Annotated in this window: 26 protein-coding genes and 2 pseudogenes; all 28 read right to left on the reverse strand. The window is 49.5% G+C overall.

The genetic code is table 11. From position 1 onward, the window contains the following. Window positions 1–226 precede the first annotated feature (226 nt). Window positions 227–940, reverse strand: a complete 714-nt coding sequence (locus tag AACU94_RS09355; protein ID WP_135409929.1) for a phage baseplate protein — start codon at window positions 938–940, stop codon at window positions 227–229. Then, entirely contained in the window at window positions 940–1,947 is a 1,008-nt protein-coding gene (locus AACU94_RS09360; RefSeq protein WP_135489332.1) for a hypothetical protein, read from the reverse strand. Before AACU94_RS09360 ends, AACU94_RS09355 begins: the two co-directional genes overlap by 1 nt. Then, window positions 1,947–2,213 carry a hypothetical protein gene (locus tag AACU94_RS09365; RefSeq protein WP_000209262.1) on the reverse strand — a complete coding sequence of 89 codons (267 nt, stop codon included), beginning with the start codon at window positions 2,211–2,213 and terminating at the stop codon, window positions 1,947–1,949. Before AACU94_RS09365 ends, AACU94_RS09360 begins: the two co-directional genes overlap by 1 nt. After that, a complete protein-coding gene (locus AACU94_RS09370) occupies window positions 2,210–2,878 on the reverse strand; it encodes a hypothetical protein (RefSeq protein ID WP_096246994.1) in 669 nt (222 codons plus the stop codon). The genes AACU94_RS09365 and AACU94_RS09370 overlap by 4 nt, the downstream gene beginning before the upstream one ends. A gap of 3 nt (window positions 2,879–2,881) precedes the next feature. Next, complete coding sequence (locus AACU94_RS09375; RefSeq protein ID WP_240726456.1) at window positions 2,882–4,126, reverse strand: transglycosylase SLT domain-containing protein; 1,245 nt, start codon at window positions 4,124–4,126, stop codon at window positions 2,882–2,884. After that, entirely contained in the window at window positions 4,123–4,869 is a 747-nt protein-coding gene (locus tag AACU94_RS09380) for a hypothetical protein (protein WP_240726458.1), read from the reverse strand. The genes AACU94_RS09375 and AACU94_RS09380 overlap by 4 nt, the downstream gene beginning before the upstream one ends. Before the next feature lie 63 nt (window positions 4,870–4,932). Beyond that, window positions 4,933–5,550, reverse strand: a complete 618-nt coding sequence (locus tag AACU94_RS09385; RefSeq protein ID WP_135489333.1) for a hypothetical protein — start codon at window positions 5,548–5,550, stop codon at window positions 4,933–4,935. Beyond that, the gene (locus tag AACU94_RS09390) at window positions 5,547–5,978 is read right to left on the reverse strand and encodes a hypothetical protein (RefSeq protein WP_000613368.1); all 432 of its coding nucleotides are present in this window, start codon (window positions 5,976–5,978) and stop codon (window positions 5,547–5,549) included. Before AACU94_RS09390 ends, AACU94_RS09385 begins: the two co-directional genes overlap by 4 nt. A gap of 23 nt (window positions 5,979–6,001) precedes the next feature. After that, window positions 6,002–7,339: a hypothetical protein gene (locus AACU94_RS09395; RefSeq protein ID WP_135489334.1), complete on the reverse strand. Its 1,338-nt coding sequence runs from the start codon at window positions 7,337–7,339 to the stop codon at window positions 6,002–6,004. Continuing rightward, window positions 7,339–8,283 carry a hypothetical protein gene (locus AACU94_RS09400; protein WP_135489335.1) on the reverse strand — a complete coding sequence of 315 codons (945 nt, stop codon included), beginning with the start codon at window positions 8,281–8,283 and terminating at the stop codon, window positions 7,339–7,341. The genes AACU94_RS09395 and AACU94_RS09400 overlap by 1 nt, the downstream gene beginning before the upstream one ends. Beyond that, window positions 8,270–8,709, reverse strand: a pseudogene (locus AACU94_RS09405) (hypothetical protein). Before AACU94_RS09405 ends, AACU94_RS09400 begins: the two are co-directional and overlap by 14 nt. Further along, complete coding sequence (locus AACU94_RS09410; protein WP_135489336.1) at window positions 8,706–9,146, reverse strand: hypothetical protein; 441 nt, start codon at window positions 9,144–9,146, stop codon at window positions 8,706–8,708. The pseudogene AACU94_RS09405 and the gene AACU94_RS09410 overlap by 4 nt, the downstream one beginning before the upstream one ends. Further along, entirely contained in the window at window positions 9,146–9,616 is a 471-nt protein-coding gene (locus AACU94_RS09415) for a hypothetical protein (protein WP_000780863.1), read from the reverse strand. Before AACU94_RS09415 ends, AACU94_RS09410 begins: the two co-directional genes overlap by 1 nt. A 57-nt stretch (window positions 9,617–9,673) precedes the next feature. Next, the gene (locus AACU94_RS09420; RefSeq protein WP_001272362.1) at window positions 9,674–10,702 is read right to left on the reverse strand and encodes a hypothetical protein; all 1,029 of its coding nucleotides are present in this window, start codon (window positions 10,700–10,702) and stop codon (window positions 9,674–9,676) included. Window positions 10,703–10,716: 14 nt separating this feature from the next. Continuing rightward, window positions 10,717–11,334, reverse strand: coding sequence for a hypothetical protein (locus AACU94_RS09425; protein ID WP_135489337.1), 618 nt, complete (start codon window positions 11,332–11,334; stop codon window positions 10,717–10,719). After that, window positions 11,327–12,649, reverse strand: a complete 1,323-nt coding sequence (locus AACU94_RS09430) for a DUF2213 domain-containing protein (RefSeq protein ID WP_135489338.1) — start codon at window positions 12,647–12,649, stop codon at window positions 11,327–11,329. The genes AACU94_RS09425 and AACU94_RS09430 overlap by 8 nt, the downstream gene beginning before the upstream one ends. Continuing rightward, the gene (locus AACU94_RS09435; protein ID WP_171022611.1) at window positions 12,630–13,463 is read right to left on the reverse strand and encodes a hypothetical protein; all 834 of its coding nucleotides are present in this window, start codon (window positions 13,461–13,463) and stop codon (window positions 12,630–12,632) included. Before AACU94_RS09435 ends, AACU94_RS09430 begins: the two co-directional genes overlap by 20 nt. Continuing rightward, complete coding sequence (locus AACU94_RS09440) at window positions 13,408–14,844, reverse strand: anti-CBASS protein Acb1 family protein (RefSeq protein ID WP_135489339.1); 1,437 nt, start codon at window positions 14,842–14,844, stop codon at window positions 13,408–13,410. The genes AACU94_RS09435 and AACU94_RS09440 overlap by 56 nt, the downstream gene beginning before the upstream one ends. Window positions 14,845–14,860: 16 nt before the next feature. Then, window positions 14,861–16,189, reverse strand: coding sequence for a terminase (locus AACU94_RS09445; protein ID WP_135489340.1), 1,329 nt, complete (start codon window positions 16,187–16,189; stop codon window positions 14,861–14,863). Next, window positions 16,179–17,270: a terminase small subunit gene (locus tag AACU94_RS09450; protein WP_135489341.1), complete on the reverse strand. Its 1,092-nt coding sequence runs from the start codon at window positions 17,268–17,270 to the stop codon at window positions 16,179–16,181. Before AACU94_RS09450 ends, AACU94_RS09445 begins: the two co-directional genes overlap by 11 nt. A gap of 3 nt (window positions 17,271–17,273) precedes the next feature. Continuing rightward, entirely contained in the window at window positions 17,274–17,483 is a 210-nt protein-coding gene (locus tag AACU94_RS09455; protein WP_000126790.1) for a hypothetical protein, read from the reverse strand. Next, the gene (locus tag AACU94_RS09460) at window positions 17,461–18,393 is read right to left on the reverse strand and encodes a GREB1-related protein (RefSeq protein WP_135489342.1); all 933 of its coding nucleotides are present in this window, start codon (window positions 18,391–18,393) and stop codon (window positions 17,461–17,463) included. The genes AACU94_RS09455 and AACU94_RS09460 overlap by 23 nt, the downstream gene beginning before the upstream one ends. Before the next feature lie 526 nt (window positions 18,394–18,919). Next, a pseudogene (locus tag AACU94_RS24715) lies at window positions 18,920–19,177 on the reverse strand (ParB/Srx family N-terminal domain-containing protein); the annotation flags it as partial. Window positions 19,178–19,449: 272 nt separating this feature from the next. Then, window positions 19,450–19,818, reverse strand: a complete 369-nt coding sequence (locus AACU94_RS09470) for a Heat-labile enterotoxin IIA, B chain (protein WP_135489344.1) — start codon at window positions 19,816–19,818, stop codon at window positions 19,450–19,452. Then, window positions 19,808–20,575 carry an enterotoxin A family protein gene (locus tag AACU94_RS09475; RefSeq protein WP_135489345.1) on the reverse strand — a complete coding sequence of 256 codons (768 nt, stop codon included), beginning with the start codon at window positions 20,573–20,575 and terminating at the stop codon, window positions 19,808–19,810. Before AACU94_RS09475 ends, AACU94_RS09470 begins: the two co-directional genes overlap by 11 nt. 205 nt (window positions 20,576–20,780) lie before the next feature. Further along, the gene (locus AACU94_RS09480) at window positions 20,781–21,335 is read right to left on the reverse strand and encodes a glycoside hydrolase family 108 protein (protein WP_000836756.1); all 555 of its coding nucleotides are present in this window, start codon (window positions 21,333–21,335) and stop codon (window positions 20,781–20,783) included. 1 nt (window position 21,336) lies between these two features. After that, a complete protein-coding gene (locus AACU94_RS09485) occupies window positions 21,337–21,615 on the reverse strand; it encodes a phage holin family protein (RefSeq protein WP_135489346.1) in 279 nt (92 codons plus the stop codon). After that, complete coding sequence (locus tag AACU94_RS09490) at window positions 21,608–21,997, reverse strand: putative holin (RefSeq protein ID WP_135409916.1); 390 nt, start codon at window positions 21,995–21,997, stop codon at window positions 21,608–21,610. The genes AACU94_RS09485 and AACU94_RS09490 overlap by 8 nt, the downstream gene beginning before the upstream one ends. Between the last annotated feature and the right edge of the window lie 399 nt (window positions 21,998–22,396).

Raw genomic sequence — 22,396 nt, forward strand, 5'->3', positions numbered from 1 at the left:
GGCCAACAAAATAACCAGACGCCAGAATCAGAAAGACCAACCAAATAAGCAAAAACTTCCAGGTGGATAATTTTTCAGCCATAACTCGAATCTCCCGAATCAGTTTGCTAAAATCAAACACGACTTCTCCTTGCCTTATTCAAGGTCAGAAACAAAAAGCCCCGACTGCTGCAACAGTTCGGGGCTTTCGCTTTATGGATAGAATTTAAAGTGAAATAAACCGGTATTAACCCGGATTTGGTTGCTTCGACGTGATCGTGCTGCCGCCGCTTTGAACGCCAGTCACATCGTGGCTGTGGCCGCTGGCGCTCACGCCGTTGATAACTGCATCTTTCTCGACCTTGAGAGGGCCAATCAGCGAAGCGGTTGTATCCTTCATTTGTTCTTTGTCCTGGACGATTGGACCGTTGAGATGAATTTTCCCGTTCATGAAGATATCTTCGGCCTCGAGGTAAACAGCTTTCGACTTTAGCCTAATTTCTTCCGGTGCCACCGTTACCGAGCTACTGCCGTCCTCTGTTTTGAGGATCGCGCCATCTGGACCGTACAAAACGATTTTTTGCGGATCTTCGTCGGACCAGTCCTTGTTTGCCAGTGGCACGAAAAACAGTGGAGTGAGCGACATCGAGTAAGAGAGCGTCGCCATACCGGTTCCCAACCCGGACACACCGCGCAGGGATACATCAGCGGCAATTGTTACTCCTCGATCGCCCGGCTGTATCGGGTAACGGATATACGGGAATGTGGCGACAGGGATTGTTATCTGCGGAAAGTTGATCCCCTCCGGCAGCATATCAAACTGAACTGTCACTATCTGCCCGCTGACACCGACAACATGGCAGGGCAATTCACGACCTTTAAGCTCGGCTTGCTGGTTACCAGAACTGGTCATCATCTCCGACAGCGTTCGGAGAAACGGTAATTTTTGAGCGTTTGACATTACACCCTCGCCCAGTTCTCAGCATATGCCTCGAATACCGTCACCCAGGCATCGCCATCGGCTGTCAGATACGAACCAATATGTCTGACCGATTTCACAAGAAATTTCCCGGTGAACGTGGTCGAATTTTTTGCGATAACGCCAGGAGCCGTTGTATTAGCCATCACAATCGTCGCAGCGCCTGAATATAGCCCCTCCGGCAGTTTAACCACATCACCACATCTGATATCGCCCCTCATAGGGCATTTAAAGCTAACGGTAAACGGCGCTATCCATGTCGGCTGCCCGACCAGTTCATGGGCATGAATTGTTTTTGGCTCACCCCACTTTGCCGATGCATTATCGTAGATTCGTATTCTGTCGGAAAGAATACTGATGGCGATTCCGCTATACCTTTCATTACGCATCATCGCAATAGAGGCGTTTTTTACGACCATAGCCAGAGAACCAATCTCCGTATATTTACCCGTCCACGGCTCTGGCAAAACCAGGTTGTCGCTGACTGTGCAATCAATCAATTTATTGGGATATGCTTTTTGCAAAGCGCGGACTAAAACATCGCCAACCCTTTCGCCTGCTTCCCCCTGCCCCTCAATTGAAAAAGGTTTACCGTCATCGGTTTTGCGTATGCTTGGATTTATTACCAGGTTTAAAGTCTGGTTCGTGCCGATCCAGTTGGCATAGGCCAGATAAATTTCACCATAGATTACCTCCCCCTGTTGATCCTTATTTGCCAGTGGTAACCCCTGAACAAAGCCTGCTTTCATACGGACCAGACACCCCTGCAAGCTTACACTTTGCTTCAGCATGTCAATTGGTAATCCATAGATCGTCAGCATCGTGCCCGAACAGACTACATCCAGGCCGGTTACCTCAAAGTCAAATTCAACATGCAACCCACATCCTGGTGTTTCACTGGTATCAAAAGGTCCAATGGGTTTTCCATTGCTATCCACTGGCGGCTTGCCTGTTTTAGGATTAATAATTTCCAGTCGATAATAACGCATTACGAAACCTCAAACTGATTCGTACTTTCGCGAAAAACAAGTTTCCCCGGTGAGCAAGGCAGCGCCAGATTGATGTCGTAACTGTCAGGTGACGCAATCAGCGGCATGTAAACAATCACGTCTCCAGAACTGTCTTTCAGTTCCAGGTAGTAACGATTTGCATACAGGTTAAACGGAACGCGGGCGAATGTTTCATATTCTCCGATTCTGGCCGTGAACTGAAACGGACCTCGCCCGTCTGGTTTGAAAGGAATTAACGTTGTCATAAGCCAATACCAAACTCCTGCACGACCTGGTTCTTAATACCTGACCACGATAGCGGCCCGTCTGACGGCATCCCTTTATCAAATTTATCCAGAACGCTCGCCAGCGTTTTTACCGTTTGTTCGACAGACGATAATGGTTGCTCAAACTCAATCTGCCAGGTGTGCTGAACCTGCTTGTTCTGCTCAGAGAAACCGGATGTATCGATAAACGACCGCATCAGACAGCGCGTGTAGATAAACGAGGGAGTCAGAACGGTGTAGCAACCGCCATACTGGTTATGCATATCAAGCGCCATTTTCAGCGCCGTAAACGTCATCCCCTTAGTGGTGTAGCCACCGTCCTCCGTTGATGCCGGACGGATCATCTGCATGACTACCCGATTGGGCTTCCTGACGGTCGCATTCGCTGCCGTTACCTGGTTATAGAAATTCAGGTTGCAAATATCCTGCTGGACCAGCGTTGTCCCGGCCATTGGCGTGAATGCCGCCATCGAGCGTGTATGAATCTCTCCATGCAGCAGACCGTTCGCGATACTTAGTCCTTCGGTCAGAACAGCAATCGGCATCACCCCGCCGGGAATTTTCGACGCTATGCCATCAACTAAAAGAATGGGCGAAACTTCAAACGCCAGTTTGAAAGCTTGTCCAAAGTAATTAAGTGACATCTTTTACCCCGGTATTTGTTGCGTTCCGGCGAGTTGTGCCAGTATGTCGGAACCCGGCGATTGTCGCACCTGAAGCTCAATTATTGCGCGGGCATTTTTGCCAGCACCCTGAAGGTTATCTCTGGCATTTCTTAGCTGATTCATAATACCAGGGTGTTGATCCAAGGCTCCCTGTATCTGAGGCAATAATTTAATTAAATATTTTACAGTCTCCATTCTCAAACTTAGATTTCCATCTCTATCAATACGACCTCCGTTATATGCCGTAAGCATTTTTGCCACATCGCCTTTATAACGCCGATTCAGATCATTTAAAAAGCGGCCAGCCGCAAGAGTGGATTTATTTGGGTCATAAACATCATCACCCACCAGACCATACTGTTTTGCGGTGCTATCCCAGAATTGCCACAACCCCTTAGCGAATCTACCTTTTTCATCTGGAGTTCCTCTTGCCAGAGGATTCCACGAAGATTCAACCTCCGCGATAGCTGACATCATATTTTTAGGAAGTCGATAAGTATTATTGGCTTGCTCTACAAAGTTCTGAATATTTCTCTTTAAATCATTAGGCATACGGTAATTTTTATATACATCATCCTGTTTATAAAACTCACCCGTATACTGATTTGTCATCGGGTTTGCTCCCGGCAACGCACCACCGAGATATTTATTTCCAAATGCCGCAAGAACTGGATCTGCCTGTTCAGCACCAACTCCGGTTCCGGGGAGATATTTATCTTCCCCACCGATCCATTTGATAGCTGACCATATTGCTTTTGCAATCCGGCTCACCGCCAGAGAAAAATCGTCAAGATCATTTTTAAATTGTTCGCTATTCAGCCACTTACCAAGTTTCTCCAGCCCTTCGCCAGCCTCAGTGAGAATTTTTTTAAAATTCCCACCATTCAGAAAACCTTCAATATTGGATGTCAGCCCATCAGATGCACCTCTGATTAGTGGGTTATATCTGGCGAGAGCTGCATACCAGGAATTTGATATTCTGTTTCCATTTACCATCAGGTTACTCACCGTGTCCTGATAACCTGACTGCATAGCTGGCGTGAGGTAAGCGCCGAGTAACCTGGTATTTGCTGCAAATTTCTCATTCAGTTGGGGGATCTTGTCCAGATTCGCTTCCATCTGGTTAGTTGTCGCGACTTCAACAAATCCAAGCCCTTGTCCGTTGAGAATCCCCTGAGTAAGTCCTGAACCTTTATATTGCTTAACGAGAGATGCAAGCGCGCTCATAAGTTGGGCAGATTCTTTGCAGCACCATCTCGCGGATCAATTCCAAGACTAACCAGGCCAGCATAGTTTGGATCGTTCGGGTTTTTCTGTGCGTTAGCCAGATGCTGAACCAGCTCTTCTGTGCCCGAAAAATATGGCGAATAGGTGGCACGTGCGGCCTGCATTTGGGCGGTTTCCATCCCTAACCCCTGAGCCACGCTATACTGCGCCGCGACTTTGCTTGCCATATAGCCGTAGCCAAACGGCCCCGCTACCCCTATTGCAGCTATTTTCGCCCCCCACGAAACCGTGGTTTTAAACAGGCTTTTTAACCGGGAATTAGTCGTTTTAAGCGTTGAATTGATCTGCTTGTAAGTTTTCAGCGTCTGTTTGGCGTTTTTCCCCAGCCCGCTGAGGTACTTATCAAACATCGTTTCGCCGCGACCTTTATAGTTGCTCACCAGCGAATCCGCTGTTTTTCCGCTGCCGACAAAGCGCCCTTTTTCATCCCTTAAACGACCATCAGTGGGTGCTACCGGAACTGGCGCGGATGAAGATGGTTTTCTGGGAGCCTGATTGACTTCTCCACCTGTGGTTGTCTGACGGGATCCACCTCCTGCATCTGTATTCGAAGGTATTTTAATCGGCGCCCCGGCAGGGCCAATCATCAAGCCGTTGCGATACTTTTCAAATATCGCTTCAAGCCGCCTGAGGTGCTCTTCATTTACATCCAGCGTCAGAACAGGCATCTGATTATCTGACATTCAATAACCCTCCCGGCGTCGTGCATTTACGCAGCTCACGAAACTGAGCTGCTGTTTTTACATTCAGACCGGAATTTGCCCAGATGTCGCTGAATCCGTCTCCGGCTGAGTAGTCGAGGATGTCGCTGATAACGTGCTCGCCGTCGCGCCAGAACTGGCGACAGGCTTCAATGTCGGCAATGAAGCAATCCATTCCGTAAGACTCAAGGATGAAGTGCAACTGTTCCACATTCCACTGACTGCCAGCATCATCTGCTCCGTCTGCTCCGGTGTGTTTATCGACGAGACGCATGTAAAAAAAACGAGTTCACCTGCCACATCATCAAATTCAACGATGCCGCGCTCCAGCGCCATATCAAGCGGGATCGTGTCGTAGCCTTTCCCTTCGGCTGGGTAAACCAGATTCGCAAGGCGAATGATTTCATTCACGAGCGTATTGCGAACGCCCTTTTCGCCATCCCAGATATTCATATCTGAGGAGATCCTTTCCAGCATAAGGCAGGCGATACGCGGACCCGCAACGACGCCAAGACCTTCAGAAAAAATGGCAGAAAAGGTTTTACTCAGGATGAAGAAATGCTCTTTAAACACCTCTTTGCTGATCGGCGTGGCATGGATCCAGCCATTACCCTTTTCTGTCCGGACAGGAATAATCAGATTCAGATTTCGGGAGATTTTCATACCAGATCCCACATTTCAGAGTTGATGTAATACGTACCGGTAATGGTGATGGCCACTCCCGGCTCGCCCCCGGCGAAGGTCATATCCTGCACATTGGTGATCGCCGTGTTATAGATATCGAAGTCACCGAACACCGTGCTGTCGCTATACACTTTTGCGTCGCCGATCGTGGCGTTCTTTTCCCATTGCGCCTTGAATTGTTTTCCCAGCGCCTGGCTACGCAGCAGGTGAACACGCGCCTGCAAAATCATGTATGGCTGCGGCGACTGCACGGCTCCCGTCATAGCGGGTAAAAACTCCGTGATATTGCCCTGAAAGGACAATTCGACGCCTTCTTTTGCCAGAAATGAGGCGGACACATTCAGTTCGGAATGAGAGGTGAATTTAACGCTGGCGCGAACCCGGTTAAGGGTGCCAACGGGGATCATTGGATTAGGCACGGTTCAGTCCCTCACGAAAGCTGCATTGTCACATTGATGTTAAAAATGATTTCGACAAATCCGCGCATCGGCGTATAGGTGGCCGACAGGCCTGCATAACGCCCGATACCGTAATCATTCGGATTAGTGTTGGTATACTGGCGGAAAGGCACTGCATCGACGACAGGCTGGCCGTTGACCAGGCCGTAAGATACGCCCGTATTGAACACCGCCTGTGCGACCTGCTGTAGACGGTCGATCCCGTCCTGGTTGTAGTAAAGCGGGTTAATTGGGTTATTGCTGCCGTTGATCACCGTGTTGGCGAGCTGCATATCGACATTAATCTGCACCCAGTCCACGGAATACCAGTACGTCATATCGTTACCGTCACTGGTAACGCCTTTCACCAGAATCGTGTTGGAAATTCCACCCTCAGCCCCCGTGTCGACGTAGTTAATATTCTGCTTCGTCATCGTGGTCAGAATGGAATTTTTGCCCTTGTGGGCGTTTACCGCCTGCAGATAGCGAAATGCCATCGGCGGCACCTTGTTGATTTCTGAAGGTGATGCGGAAACATAGTTCCACATTACGGCTGCTGCCGCGTTTGTCGCCGGGTACGTATCATCCGCCGTTGCAATAACCGACTTAATACCGGCATAAGGCGAAACGTAATTCGTGTCGTCCGGCGTTTTCGTCAGCACGAAGAAATACTGCATCGCTTCGTTGGCGGTGTGGAGTTTTGCCAGACTGATAAATTCTGCGTCACCATCCCACGGCTGCGGCACCAGATACGCATAAAACCGCAGGAGCGGATCTTCCATATAAGCTTTCAGTGCAGCGATTTCCTTACTGACCCCGCCTTTCTGTACTCCCAGCTCCAGCAGGTAAATCCCAACTGAATTTCCCTGGGCAAAAAACATGTTTACTGCCGTCACCAGATTTTCACTGCCGACAATGGAAAACTGCCCCAGTGTCACTGGCGAACCGGAAAGCTGAGAATCAGCAATCGTCCAGGTCAGTGTTTTTTCATCCGTGACGGTAGCAGTATATTCGCCATTCCACGCGTCGGGCGAACACCCGGAAACAACAATTTTCACCTCAGAACTGTTTTCGCGTCGGATGTTGCTCCCTTCCGGAAGCGTCATCGTAACGGTGACGTTTGCCGCAGATTTTCCTGCGGCAGCCGCCGACAACGCAGCAATCGGATTTTTAACCAGATCGTTAATATCCTGATTGCTGGTGAGTAATACAGGCTTCCCCGGCTCATGAGTCGTGGAGCCAAACGAGAGAACCGCAGACATCTGCTGCAAATTCGAGGGTATAGCCCCGATGGTCTGGGACACATTCACCGTGACGATATTAAATCCCATTATTTAACCTCATATTTACAAATAACTTTTTCAATCAACTGCCGGGATATTTCCCGGGCGGTGCTCTGGTAGTAATTCACGTCAAAATCGACAATCTTTTTCTTCGCCAGAGCGTTGATTTCAACCTGTCCCGACTTTGCGTCCTGAACCACCGGAATATTAGTTACACCAAACTTTTCCTCCTCCAGCGCCCTGTTCACCACCGAGTCGACAAGATCCAGCGCCATTTTGTTGCTGAATCCGTAAAGCGTCAGGCGAACCGAATCCTGGACGAGCTGGAATCGCTCACCACCGAAAACAACGGGAGCCACCTGCAACGGAATGCTGTTGCGAACATCCACCGCGATATACGGAGGACGAAGGTTCTGAGGTACCAGGTAAGACGGATACACGGTCGCGGCATCTTTCATTTGCAGCCAGATCGGGATGCTGTTGGAGATGATCTGCTCGTCGCTGATATCCTCCTCGCAGTCGATAATCTGAGAACGCATAGTTGGTAAAATCGCCATGCCGCGATAATGAAAAATACCCGACTGCTGATAGCGGCTCTCCATTCGTGAAAAAGCGAACTGGACGCCGTAGTACTCACCGAGATAGATCGCATCGGGATTTTCCACATTAAAATCATCAACCTGCTGAACAGGCGTGAAAATAATGTTGTTCACATCCTTCGAGACAGACTCGTCCTGAATCGCAATAACCTGACGATGCAGGCTGCCTTTGATTTTCAGACGAGTTGGTGACTCAATATTCAGGCGACACAGTTCATCGCAACTGATGATTTCCGCATTAACCCAATAGACAAAACCATCCAGCGGCAGAACCTGCCGGACATAAAGCCTGAATGTGATTTCCTGGTCTGACGAGATGGTTTCAACTGCGGATTTAAGAACGGATGAGAGCTGCGAACTGTGCTGTTCGGCTAATTCCTCAAGACTCGGCATTGTTATCTATCCACGCTATAAAGCTGCCCTTAAACAGGCCGCCGTCTATGAATGACGGACGCCGCTCCCCGGTATATTTGTCCTTAAGCCTGGAGTTAACGCCCAGTAGCGCGGCCTGAGTTGGCACAGGGTTTCCGTTAATCGTCATCCCGGCCATTTCTTCAGTTTCAAGAAAAATATGGAAAATCTTCTCAGTCCCTTCCAGAAAATGCTCGCCTGGTAGCGGAGCCTTATGCTTAAGGTGATTGACCAACTGGTACGCCAGTTCAGTACCTGCCTCCTGGATAATCTCGTCCTTATGCATTTCCCAGAAGTGCGTAAAAATTTCGTATCGCTCCTCGAGGTCACAGGCCACGTCAAACGTGGTTTTCCCGGTTCGTCGCCGTAGTCATACGGCTGGTCGACAACACCAAAACAGAGTTTCATGGCGTGTAACCCCATACTGTGCCCATCTGCATCAGCACCGCAACAACCTGTCGTCCATACGGATCCTGCAACATCTGCAAATCCAGCAAAGACAGATTACTCAGCGCGTCGCTGATGGTGATCGAACCCGATGTCCCCTGGTCTGCTGCCGCGCTGACAAGCCCGGTAGCCAGTTTCCCAAGGTTGAGTTTTTTTCTCAGGTCAGCAAACCACGAGCCTGGGGCGAAATTCAGGAGGAATGAGGCGGCAGCGTTATAAACCGTTCGCACATAGATGATGGGTAAACGCTCCACCCCCTGATCGTGAGGGATTAGCTCCATTGCAGACTGAAAGCAACATTCCAGCGTCGGATCATCGTCAGCAATAGCGTGAACCGGTACTTTCATGTCATCACGAACAAAGCGAATAAATCCCTCCAGTGACGGACGCAGGGTCATTATTTTTTAACCTTAATATTTCGCTTTGTGCTGGGCGGATTTTCCTGTTCGGTGTTGATCGCTTCCCCGGTGATTTCCATCTCAATACCGCCAGGTTGAGGTTTTTCGCCGCTCTGAATCACTGCCTGATCCACCGCGTTATTCAGCGATACGGCGCTGGCCGCGAGAATTTCCTCTGACATGGATTCCAGATTTTCCGTTTTCTGCTCCGCGCAATCCTCAATGCGACCGACGCTCACAGGTTTATCGATGGAATAGCAGATACCGGAAAAATTCTTGTCCACCTTGTCACAACGCTGAAATCCGTAAGGTTCATGCTGTCGGATGATGTGGTCGATAATATCGGACTGATTTTCGATCATATGCTGACGTCCGGACGGAATTGTCACACCGAACGACTGCGTTTTTTCGGGGAGTTTGTAGTTGAACGTGTGCGGCTGACGTGAGCAGTTAGCGATGTAGAGCTTCATAAATTTTTCCCACAAAAAAGGGGAGCATTTAGCTCCCCGCGTTATCAGATTGAACGTTTATGCGTATTTGGCAGACAACAGGGTGATCCCCTCAGGGCGGAAGTTCCAGCCCGGCGTCGCGCGCATGGTATACAACGTGGTCAGGCCGCCATCCGGCATAGGGGACGGGATTTCCGTCGGCGCTGCCATGTCGCAGAACATCACGTTGACGGCCTGCTGGTTAGGGACCAGCGTGGAGAAAATATTGGTGTTAATAGCGTGACGCGCTTCCGGAACCTCAATCGTCGGGTTCGTAACGATGATCAGGTCACTACCACCAGCCCCCTTACCAATCAGCGTGTCATCCTGGCAGAAAATGATGTCATCGCCCGTCGCCTTATCGGCGACGTCTTTAACCATCGTTCCCACCGTTCCGGTACCACCACCAGGACGCTGGTAACTGGTCAGCTCAACAATTCCTGTCCACTCCAGCGCCTTCATGAATCGCTGTGGGCTCAGAATAACAGTCGTTAATGGCTGCCCCAACAGCAACATGCGGGTTTTCTGGTCAGCAATCAGGCCAAGCATAAATTTAGCCATCTCGCCGGAATCCCAGGTGGTATATGAATCATTGCCTTTGCTGTCGTTACCCAGATTCAGTGTCACTGCGTTCGGGGAGTTGGTGATCCCCTCGTTATTAGCTGCATTCACGCCATACAGCAGCATATTACGCAACATTTGAGCGTGTCCCTGGCGGTTAGCCAGGCGCAGGCCTTCAATCAGAGAATAGCCCCAGCGATCTGCTGCATCAGTATCGAGATAGCTGTATTGCGAACGGGAAGAAATTCGGTAAGTCATCATCCCGTCATAGCCGCCAGAGATACTGGAAGACGGTAACTGGCCCGGCAGAGACTGGCTGACCTGCGCCTGCGAGGTCATGCGCAGATATTTCTGATAGACCATCAAATCACTGGAACTGATTTTTACCGCTGGAGCACCACCAGCCAGGACTTCAAACGCCCCGGAAGCCATGCTCTGTTGCACGATCATTTCCGGCAGCACCATTGACGGCGACACAAAAGTAGTCGCGGGAGTAAATGCGCTCATTAATTAATATCCCCTTAAATTAAAAACAGGCCGCACGGCTTGCCGATTTCCCAGACAACGTTACCGCCATCCTCTTTTTTCACCGTCAGGTTTCCTTCAACTGAAACCATCAGCAACTTAATGTCCACTTTCGGGTTAGCCCCCGGCGTTCCCGTGTAAACATCAATGACGTTATTTGTCAGATCCCACACAAAACCACTGGCAGCAACGGTGTTATTGCCATCAGCCAACGCAACAACTTCTGCACTGACCGGGAGAGGAATGCGGGCGCCTGAGCCAACGCGGTAATAGTGAACAAAGCCACCCGCGAGATATAACGGCACCGGATTATCCGACGTGATAATGCCATGAAATGCCTGATTAAAGACTGTAAATGCGTTACAGGCGTCCTTCGTGGCCTGCTTGATAACCGCCCCGTTAACGCTGTCTTTCGCGGGAGCGATGCACTCGATAACACCGACACCACCCCATACCGGTTCAGTGATTTTGCTGTCCAGTCGTCCGGAGCAAAGTTGCAGACGAATTGCCGGATCATCCTGCGCATCCCCCTGCATCAGCCCACGGGATTCGACGTTAAAAAGGCCACCAAATGCTCCACGGTTTTTAAACGGATGAAAGTTAATATCAGCCATTGTTCAGGCTCCCTTGAGTGTTAATTTTTGCCAGACGACGCCCCGGAATTTTGAAGGCACTCAGCCAGACGTTCGGATCGCCCTGATATTCAGTAATGCGACGCCCGGCTTCATCGTTGCGGATACGTTTATGCAGTTGCCCCTGCGTACTCATCATTTCTTTTTCGATGGACTGACGGGCGGCACTGAAAATTGCGTCCTCAAGCACAGCCAGCGTTGCAGAATCCGCAATCGCGCGAATATTGACGTCCTTATGTGCCGGAGAGTGTTTCTGCATAGCGATTAGCGCACGCTTGCGGTAGTCCAGCGCATTTTCACCAGAAAACGGTGCTGGCGCGTTTTTACCGCAGGCACTGAATGCGGAGTCGGCTTTTGCCTGCGCTTCTGCCAGGGCAGAGTCATTGCGTTCTTTTTCTGCCTCCTCGTCAGCCTTACGCTGTTCTTCCGCTTCGGAATCAGCCTTTGCTTTCTCCTCAGCGTCTTTGGCTGCTGCCTCGTCAGCTTTGGCTTTTTCTTCCGCCTCCTTTGCCGCAGCTTCATCAGCTTTACGCTGTTCCTCTGCGGCTTCATCGGCTTTGGCCTTTTCTCCGGCCTCTTTTTTCGCCTGATCTTCGGCGTCCGCCCGCGCTTTGTCCCGCTGTTCCAGAGAGTCCATGCGCGTAACGACACCATCGATTTTCTGATTAATGCCTTGCAGGGCATCGCTCACAACCCCCTGTAACAGGGCCTGGAGTTCTTCTTTTTCCATCTCGATTTCACCTGTGTTTGTCACTTCAACCCCTGCGGGGATCCGGTCTTTATCCCACACGCCCAGCGAGCCGTGGTCTTTCGTCACCAGGGCAATGTGATCAACAAGGAAAGGAACGCCTTCGATTAAAAAATTGGTGTCACCTTCCTGTACCTCCACATTTCCTGATGTGCTGTTGAACACCACCGACGGGCTTGTCGAAACATCCCCCTCAGTGATTTCTTCAACAATGCTATGGAGGTAAACGCGGCACACCGCCCATACCTCATCACCCCGGATATACGGCAGCATGACGCTACCGACGATCCGCGATTTAAAATCCTCCTCCGTCAGAACTGCGTCGTCAGGATGGTTTGCGATAACCGGAAGGCCATTGCATCGCCTTAAAAACTCCTCATTCAGATAGAGCTTTGGAGCACGCCATACGTGCTCTTTCAGCCCGGCGCGATAGGCGAGCCCGGTTCCGGTTATTCGCAAATTCACCAGCCACATGTTGGAGAATTTCACCGGAGACGGTACGGTTCCGTCCCTGATGCGTTCTGCCACTTCAAGCTCGGTTAAACTCACGTTTGCCCTTCTCCGTTAAAAATTCGTCGGGTAGTTTCTGAGGGGCGTAGATCGGCAGTGCATCGCAACTGCAATAAACCTCCTCCCCGGCAGCAGTGATTTCGTCATAAAAACCATTTACGGGCTTTATCAGCCCCTGCTCCAGCGCCCACGAATCGCGGAGGAGATAAATTGTCTCGTCGCGCTCTTTGTGGTCCTGTCGGTATTTGTAGCCCGGACGCCGCCAGTTCGAATGCCAGCGCAGAGCAATCGCACCACTCTGAACAGCCAGCAGATACTTAACGTTGCTTGCCAGCTTATGCCCCTGGTCAATTGCCACCCGGCGACTGATAAAATCCATATCCTTCACGGATTTCTGAAACCCGGCCTTCACTTCCCGGCGATCAATTTCGCTCACCCCGCCAGGCGGAATGGACGTAACCCACCCCTGAAAACGCTGTATGGTTTTCTCGATGGCCTGTTCTCGGTTGAGTTTTATCAGGTTGGCACTGGCGAAAATTCGCCTGTCGAGTTCCTTGCGAAACTCAGGTTTCAGTTTTTCAACAGTGATTTTTTTAGGGCCGTCAGGAGGCTGATCCCGTAATGCCCCGCCGTCGATGACAAGACGGCTGTAGATAGCGGTGAGGTGTTTTCTGGCTACGGTATCATCAGGGGTTTCTCGCTGAGCGGCTACACGGAGTTTCCGGCACCATTCGAGCAATGATTTTTCGCTATCCCACCCGTGATTTACGTAGTTGTTAACGGCATCCGTCAGAACCTCATACAGCGTCCTGATCCGTTTCTTCTTCCTCACCGCCCGGCTGGAAATTGCCATCAGGCGTCTCCTGCTTCGGTGGTTCATAATTCGCCAGCGCGTCCACATCAATGATGAGTGGAGCTTCGCCATAGGTTTGCGTGGCATTAACAAGGCTTGCCAGCCATTCAGCGAGGGCGGCGCGGTTTTCAGGATCAACCTGTGGCGACACGGCAGAGAAAAGTGCTATCGCCTGTTGAATCACTTTACTGTCGCTTTCCCGGCGTTTGTCCGGCGACTCCTCCACCAGCTCCTGCCACGTCGCGGTAAATTCACGTCGCCACTGGTAAAACGTGGTTTTATAGTCGTCGGTTATGATGTCCGGGTAATCATTTTTCAGCGACTGATAAAATTCCTCGTTCCAGGCGATGTACTGCACCAGGCGTTCGAAATAATCCATCACAGGTTCAATCTGCTGGCGTACACCATCGATATACTGGCTGATGGCTTTCGAGTCCTCCTTACCTTCACCGAATCCGTTACTGAACGCTTCTTCCTTGATAATAATGGCCGGAACGTCACTCCCGGCGGCAATATCAGCAATGATGTTGTCGCGGGATGTATTCAGCGCCCCGTCGATGTTTTGCAGGTTCAGTGAACTTACGTCTTCGTCTTTTCCAATACTCAACACGCCTTTATTTTTGGCGGCTTTCACGTTTTCTCTTTTACGCCCCGTGGCAGCAGCCATGATCCCGTCAATTTTCGAACCGTTCTGCACAACTTTAGCCACCAGTACGCCTGCCTTCTGGCTGACGAGATCATTCGCCTCCATCGTATTGATATAGGATTTCAGGGAATAAAGAACTCGCTGAAACACGCTTCGCCCGGTGAATCCGAACGATGAACTCTGAAACTCCAGATAAATCGGTGTGCCGTTGAAGATTTTCAGTGTGCGTGACGGATGCCAGTCTTTTCCGCCAATCTTCAGCTTTTTATTGGCTTCCTGGAAAAACGGGCTGTTGGGGTTCTGGTCAGTCACCATCGAACCGGAAGCGTTCAACGGATCCCACGCGTTGATATACACATCCTCTTCTGTCAGTCCGAATGTCGGAAGCGGCTCACGACATGGAACACTGTCGGTGCCCACGCCGATCGCTGCAGCACCGTAGCAACGAGACAGAAAAAACAGATTTTTAATCTTCTCGTTGACCTTCATGCGTTCCCATACCTCCTGAAAACGCCGCACAACCCTCTCGTCAGGGTCTGTCTCCACGTTATACTGGCGCGGCTTACACATCGCCATCAGTATGGGTTTTTCAACAAGTTTTCCGCCCAGAGGATGGAATTGCCACAGCAGCTTACACAATTCATAGCCGATATCGGTTCCCGGCTGAATTTCTTCAGCCTCAAGAATACGCATCAGTGCTGAATCGAGGCCGCCAGTAATCTCGATCTCTGCCATCAAAATATCCTGATTTTTACAACGCCGCGTAATTACCGTGCGCGATGATCAATCCGTAGGTATAACAATCGAAAAGGTCATCAGCACGTTTATGCGCGTCTTTGTCTGCCAGGTGGAACCCGGCGATTTGTTTAACGAGGTGGTTTGCAGTGGTGCGTTTGAATGAAACGGTCTTGTCGTAAGCCTCCCGGACGATTTTGCACATCCCCTGATAGTGATATCCGGATGCCATCACCGCCCGTTCGTCTTTGCCTTTGCTGGTTAGTGCCGATTTAATCGGCGTCATATCCCAGCCTTCGGTTTCCGCCTTCTGGTTGAGGATTGCCCCCATCGCAGCGTCTTCCATAAAAATTCCCTGGCTGCCCAGACGCGGGCGGCACAATTTCTCCAGGCGTTCAAGGTTGTCATACACGCCGGGGATGTACTCCGGAAGCAGCGACGCTTTAATCTGGGTAACATCCCAGTCGATAATCGTGAGCTTCGGTTCATCAGAATACGAGGACTCATAAGCGAAATACACCACGCCAGTACCATCATTTTCGGTCCCGCCTTTCAGCGCCGTATCCATCACTGCGAAAATCATGTCGCAGTGCGGCGGCATCTCAATCGGCTGACCGTCCACCAGCAGCTTATCGACATCGAGTAACGCGTCTTTGGACCAGTCCACGAACTCGGCAAGATATTCCTGCTGCCAGACGCGCGGATCGGATTTCTTCTCCGTTTCCTCCAGTTCTTCTTTCGGAATATACGGATTCGATGAAGTTGGCGCATGGTGCATGACAAATCCCAGGGATTCATCGTGGCATATCGCGTAGAAAAAATTGCTCTCGTCGATACCGTTTGGTGTGGAAAATACCCACGCACAGCCACGGTAATCGACAAGCGTCGGGCGTATAGCGCGGGGCCAGATTTCCTCGAGCATTTCCGGCGCTTTAGTGAATGCGGCCTCATCAATCAGCACAGCGTGATACTTACGCCCACGCCCGGCCAGTTTGTTATTGTCCGTTACCCAAAAATCAATACGTCCCCCATTGCGGAGAATGATGCGCTTTTCATTTTTTGACTGGCTGAGGATCAGCGGTTGCAGAACGGCGCTAATTTCATCCCAGATTTCCTGGTACTGGCGGTATTGTGCCGTAAAAATCCCCACCCTACCCGCGATAAGCTGCCCGGTGGTAGGAACGGCAAATTTCCGCGTCGCGAAACTGGTAGCGATGTTCACCAGCATCACCGTTTTCCCCCAGCGACGACCACAGCAAACCGCGTGGAAGCGTTCCTCTATTGCCGCCATCCATGCAGCTATTTGCCCCTCATGAGGTTTTGGGAGGTAGATTTCAATTGACATTATCCACTCCCGGCATCGGCAGAGAGTTGTGGATAATTATTTCGTTATTCTCACCACCCACGCCTTTTTTAAGATTTTCAATCTCAGTGCGCAGCTTTTCGTTGCGAAGTCTCAGACCTTCAAGTTCCAGATCATTGCGGCTGTCGGCTGCACCACCTGCTGAACATCCTTTCGTCGCCATTATCAGCTTGATAAGTTCACGCCGGGCGGCAGCCTTATCCTCCAGCAGGATCTCAACGCCGAATTTTCCGAGCTTTGCCCCTGCATATAATTGCCGCGCATCCCCATCAAGCAGAGTGGTATCAGCCATATAAAGCTGTCCCGTTCCCTCACCGCAGCACTTCGGGCAGTCCGGATTGGGAATGGAGTTATCAACGAATCCGAGGCCGCCATACTCAGGCGCAGGCTTACCGTCCTTGCTGGCCTTCTCTGCGGCTTTATCGAATTCCTCGATATCGCGCCACTGGTAGAGGTGATTCTCGCCCCAGCAATAACGGCAGTTAACACGGCGAAATTGTGCCAACTGATTAGGGTCGGCCTGGACAATGGCCATCAACTGACTCACCAGTAAATCCAGGTCTGCGGTATAGCGTTTCTGGTACTGATTGCGAAAGTAACTGATGGCACGATAAACCCTGGCATTTCTAAGCATACGGCTGGCGTTGCTGTTAGCTGTCGCACCTTGCCCCTCATAACCAGCCAATCGGTATGCCTCAGTCGGCTTTTTACCCTGGGCAACCAGCATTGCGAATTTCGCCTGCTGGTCTGAAATACCGAATTCATCGGGACAGAACGAAATTTCTTCCGCATCGCCCTCATTCAGGCACGCATCGGATACTGGCTTTTTTTTCTGAGATTTTTCGTTCCGCTTTTGCGCAGTTTGCGCAGATTTTTTCTGCGCACTTTTTTGCGCAGTTTTGCGCACTTCTGCCTGCGCATTTTTCGGAGGTTTTTTTATGTAACGGCGGGCTGTTGCGTAATTCAGTCCCCTTGCTTCACACCATGCCGCCGGAGATATACCGGAGCGGGTGTATTCAGCAATATACTCCTGCTGCAACGCCCCCCAGTCCGGTCTGCTCATCAGTTAATCCTGATTTTTATCCACCCTGAGTAGTTCGCGCAGGGCAAAGGCATCCCCTTTTCTGGCAAGCTTAAACAATGCCGCCCGTAGCTCAGCTTCACCTTTCGCTCTGCCCTTACGGATGGACGCGTAAAAATTTGTCATTGCTTCCCGATTTTCTTTCAGTCGGTTCAGATCAACATCCAGCACGTCAGCGATTTGTTGTGCAGTCATCCGGCACGCTGCCAGAGACTCGACTTTCGAATACGGAATCATTTGTCACCCCCATTGATATGCAGGGTGTCTTCTTCCTGTATTTTTTATGAAGGATTTTTACTGCAGCGTTGTTCCAGGTGACCTGGTGGTGAATGCGTTTATGGCTGGCGCCCATCAGTGAGATTTTTACGCACGACGGTGCATACATGACGGAGTAAAAACTTTTAACGTAGGTTCCGGAATCCAGATACAGCTCGGTCATTCCACCACTGTTTTTCTGCGTCTGTTTCTGCCCTAACTGGACAGCACCGATCGTCATAAACAATTCACCACAGCGACCGAGATTCGTGTACGTATTCACATCCTCGTTAATGCGCCCCATGAATGAGAACGGTCGATCAACCGAACAGATAAAGCTGTTCATTGCCTTGCGTTTCACCCACGAAGCATGGCCGCCATTGTCACCAAGAAAATCCCCGCCCTGCGACATAGCGATGGAAAGCGCAGGTATTGATTCGTAGTACGCCAGCATTTCAGAAAGGATCGCATCCAGTTTCCTTATCGGAAAATAGGCCTGGTCATAGTTGCGATCCACCCGAAACTGGAACTCGTGATAATCATCATCGAGCTGAATGAAGTATTTACACCCGACCAGTTTTGCCAGGTCGAAACAGGCATTACGGGCGTAAAAAATTGAGCGGCGGTCACCGAAATTATCGGCTTCGTCAAAACTACTGGCGATATCGGCTTTGGAAAACACCAGCACCTGTTCACCAAATTCAGCCATGTACTGATGCCGTGTCTTATCTTCATCATCAACAACGATAAAAATTTTCCCGGTATAGCCAGCACGACGCAACGTCCGGTAAGTCAGAACTTTGTCCGGTCGCCCGTGAGTCAGAATAAAGGCGCAAAAATCATCACGCATATTCCTCCTCCTCCCCACCATGCATGATCTCCACCATGCGCTGCGTCATCCGGACAAATCCATTTTCAATAGCCTGCTGATAATCAATGATCACCAGCGCCGACTCCTCGAAAAAACACTGAATTTCAGCGGGGGCGTGAGCGTAATAGTCCGCAATTCTGCTGAAATTAAACACCGTGTGACGTTCTGCCGCACACAGGAGGAATTTCTCAATATCAGGCTCAAGGGACGCCGAACGTATCCTGCTGATCAGCTCCTGAGTTTTCGTATCGTCGTACAGTTCACTGATATCCGGTTTACCGCCCGACGGCTCATAAACAGGCGTATCAATTTTCGTCGTATACGGCTCCTCCTCATTTCCTGTACCGGGCAAAACATCCGTCAACAGTTCATCAATTTCTGTCGGGCTGAATCCTGTCAGGGAGATATCAAAATCAGCATTGATTAGGTCCGACAGCTCCATCCGTAACAGATCTTCATCCCACCCAGCATTCAGTGGCAGGCGATTATCTGCCAGACGGTACGCCTTTTTCTGATCATCCGTCAGACCAGACAGAACGATGACCGGAACGGAATCCATTTTGAGCACTTCAGCCGCCATAACGCGACCGTGACCAGCAATAATTTCGCCCTTTTCATCAATCAGCACTGGATTAGTCCAGCCGAATTGCTTAATGCTTTCTACCAGTTGTGCCACCTGCTCAGGGCTGTGTATCCTGGCATTGTGTGCATACAGAGACAGTTCTTGTAACGGGCGATAGACGATCTTCAATTTCTCGCTCATACAGCCTCGCTTTATGAATAAAAAAGCCCGCTATCGGCCAGTGCGCTGGGTGCGCGGCGGGTGCCGATGACGAGCTTTGGCATTATCGCAGCCCCTCACTATGAAGGGCTGCTGTAATGCTGATGTGCGGTAACTTCATTAATATTTTCAATACAATATATTCACTTATGTTCGGCGCCACCAAGAATAATATTCACACCATCATCACTCTATAATCTAATAGAAATAAAAATGCCCCACTCTGGGGCAATAAAACAACAAAAACAACTTAATTATTCAGCATCTAATTCTATAGCCCATATATGATTCGGACTATATGCTTCGCTTGCGCATAAATTCACTTTCATATCTGAAAGTATAGCAGCCATTGCAATTTTCCTCATTTCATCAGCGACATAATTGTCCGGATAGTTTTGCGCCCCAGGAATAATCCAAACACCGCCAGTTGAACTGACGACATATATACCTTTCCTATTAACGTTCGCGTCAGCAAAATATTGAGTCAATTTTACTCCTTCTACAATTCTGGCTGTAGTTCTTTCACAGTTAGTTCTAAACTCCTGGCTAACACCTGCAAATGTTTGGATAGATACCAAACTTATCATAAAAACAAAAATTTTAATCAATGCCTTAAAGTTCATCTTTATCTCCATTCTTTACCAGAAAATCATCAATACTTTGCAAAGTCAACAAAGTGGATTTGCGTTTTATGAACTTCTTAAATTTTAATAAATCAGCTTGCGATAGTTCATTAGTGATAAAATCACAGGTTAAAAAACTATTAGTTTTATTATTTTGATGGCATTGATCTGGCGCAAACTCTATCCAAGGGTACTCTCTCCAGGCTGGGAATTCATCAGGGAATCCCGCAAGATGATACCCATCTTCATTCGGTGCAACAGATAATCCACGAAATAAATCTCTTCGATAATTTCTGTTTCTGTGCATCCCCCCCTCTATCGCACCAAAAGTTACTCTATACCATCCAATTATTTGTGATAATGGAACACCACCTAATGCTGCATACTCATTTTCACTTGGGTATGGGCTGTATGTACCGAGTATGCCGTTCACATCAAATAAATTAGGCGCTGGTGCAATGACATAAATATAATACTCGTTAAAGCTCCCAAGCATATTTTGCCCGATCAAATGAGCCTGTCTTAATGTCGTTGTTGTAGATACATAACCATCATTATATCTGGTATTCCCTGTTACAGTTCCTCGGGCGTGATCATATAAATTAATATTGATTGGCGTACCACGTTCATACGCTTCATCTTGTCCTCGGGGTATTAACCCACCAGAACGTCTCACTTCATCTGGTGATCTGGAGTCTGCTCTATAAAAATCATTAGCATAAGACGTAGAAGATATGAAAACCAAGGTGACAAACAAAAAACAATTCTATTCATGATACTTATTGTGCGCTCTGAACTATGTACAATGACATTAACGCATCTGCAAAACAGATAATTGATGCAAATCAATAAATAGAATTAATCAAAAACATAAGACATATATAATTTATCCTGAGATTATAATTTCAGCTATTACGCAAATTTTTTATTTAATTTTGTAATTTCCAACTAAAGTATAAATATCAACAATTGATTCCTGATACGCGCTCTTTAATCCAGCCATATACAAACGACTCGTTAGCCTCCCGTTTCTCTGCCAGCTCCAGGTAACGGTCACCCTGCGTACAGTTCAGTGCGGTCAGCATTACCCGTTCGCCATCCCTGCCACGATTTTTCAGATATGCCCGTAACGCATTAATAGTTCGTGGGCCGATACGTCCGTCTGCATCCATATCCGGATACAGTTTCCCGCGCAGGTTGAAAACGTTCAGCCAGCGTTGAAACATTTTTGACGCCACGGTTGGCCCCATGTTGACGCCTGTGTCGCACAGCTCTGCGGCAATATCCGGGGACAAATTTGCCACCTGGTCAAAACGTGGGCCGTACCAGTAATCCGCCTCGAGTATTTCCAGCGCCTGCCCGCGCGTCAGGTCACGCATATCGCCCTGATATCCGTGCGCCCGGGCGACTTTTTCAGTAATGCCCCATTTGGTCGGACCACCTTTATCATCCGGATGGTTGACGTAACCGCCCTCTTTTCCCAGAACTTCGTCAAAAATTTCATCTTTCGACTTCATTTCAGTACCTTCGTAATGCAAGGATTTTTGAAACATTCCCACGTGCACGTATCACCAGCACGCAGAACAGCAGATTAAAAAACACCACCAGCCAGTTCGCCGCTAACAGACGACCACACAGATAGCTGAGTGGCGCAAGGGCATAAAGCAGCATCAGCAGCCAAGCCAGCCATGACATCAGCGGTTTATGTCTGGAGTCATGACGACGATAAAAAAAAAGCGTCAGCACGATAACCGTGCATAACGCTACATTCAGCAATCCAGAAAAGTTATCAGGCATTGCCGCCTCCTCCACCCCGCAGGCGGGAGAACAGGCCGGACACCAATGATGCGATATCCTGCTGGTGGATGAACGACAGAATCTTCACCGACACCACTGACACCAGCACTGCACACAATGCGTCGACAGGCGCTCCGTCAAACCCTGTATGCTTTACCAGCCAGGATGCCAGAACCTCTGCACCCAGCACGCCGATAATGAACGACACCAGAAAATGCGCCGCCACACGCCAGGCTGAAAGCGCCTGCGGTATCGTTGCCACAAATAACGCCCCGGCGAACGCACCAAACACAATCCCGAAATCCGTTCCGGTAAACAGCCCGAATACCGTCGCCCCGCCGAGAGCCGCAGCCGTGCCGGAACCGGATAAGGGTTCAGACATACTTTTTCTCCTGTAAATAAAAAAGGCCACCAGCGGCCCGTAAAAAACAACATCCCATCGAAGGAATCCGCAAATGCCTTTTGTGTGACATAGTCTGATATGAAAAGCGAAGAATTAATGTACGGGAATAAGGATTACCAGAAATTCAGATTAACTTTCCTGTTTAAACGAGAAAAATTAATTTATATACTTTTTGCACTTCCCGAGCGGGAGGTGGAAAGGAAATTCGTTATGTTTCACGGACTTTGTCCAGCGACCTTAATCCGACGGTCGCGTTTTTTTTTGCGTCATATTCATCGTTGACTTACATGGCATTGCCACACGGACATTATCAGTGTCCGTGTATTTTTTTGAATTCAACACAAAAAAAACCGCCTAGTGCGGCGGTTGAACAATGCT

The organism is Escherichia sp. E4702 (assembly GCF_963883545.1).
Classification (GTDB): Bacteria; Pseudomonadota; Gammaproteobacteria; order Enterobacterales; family Enterobacteriaceae; genus Escherichia.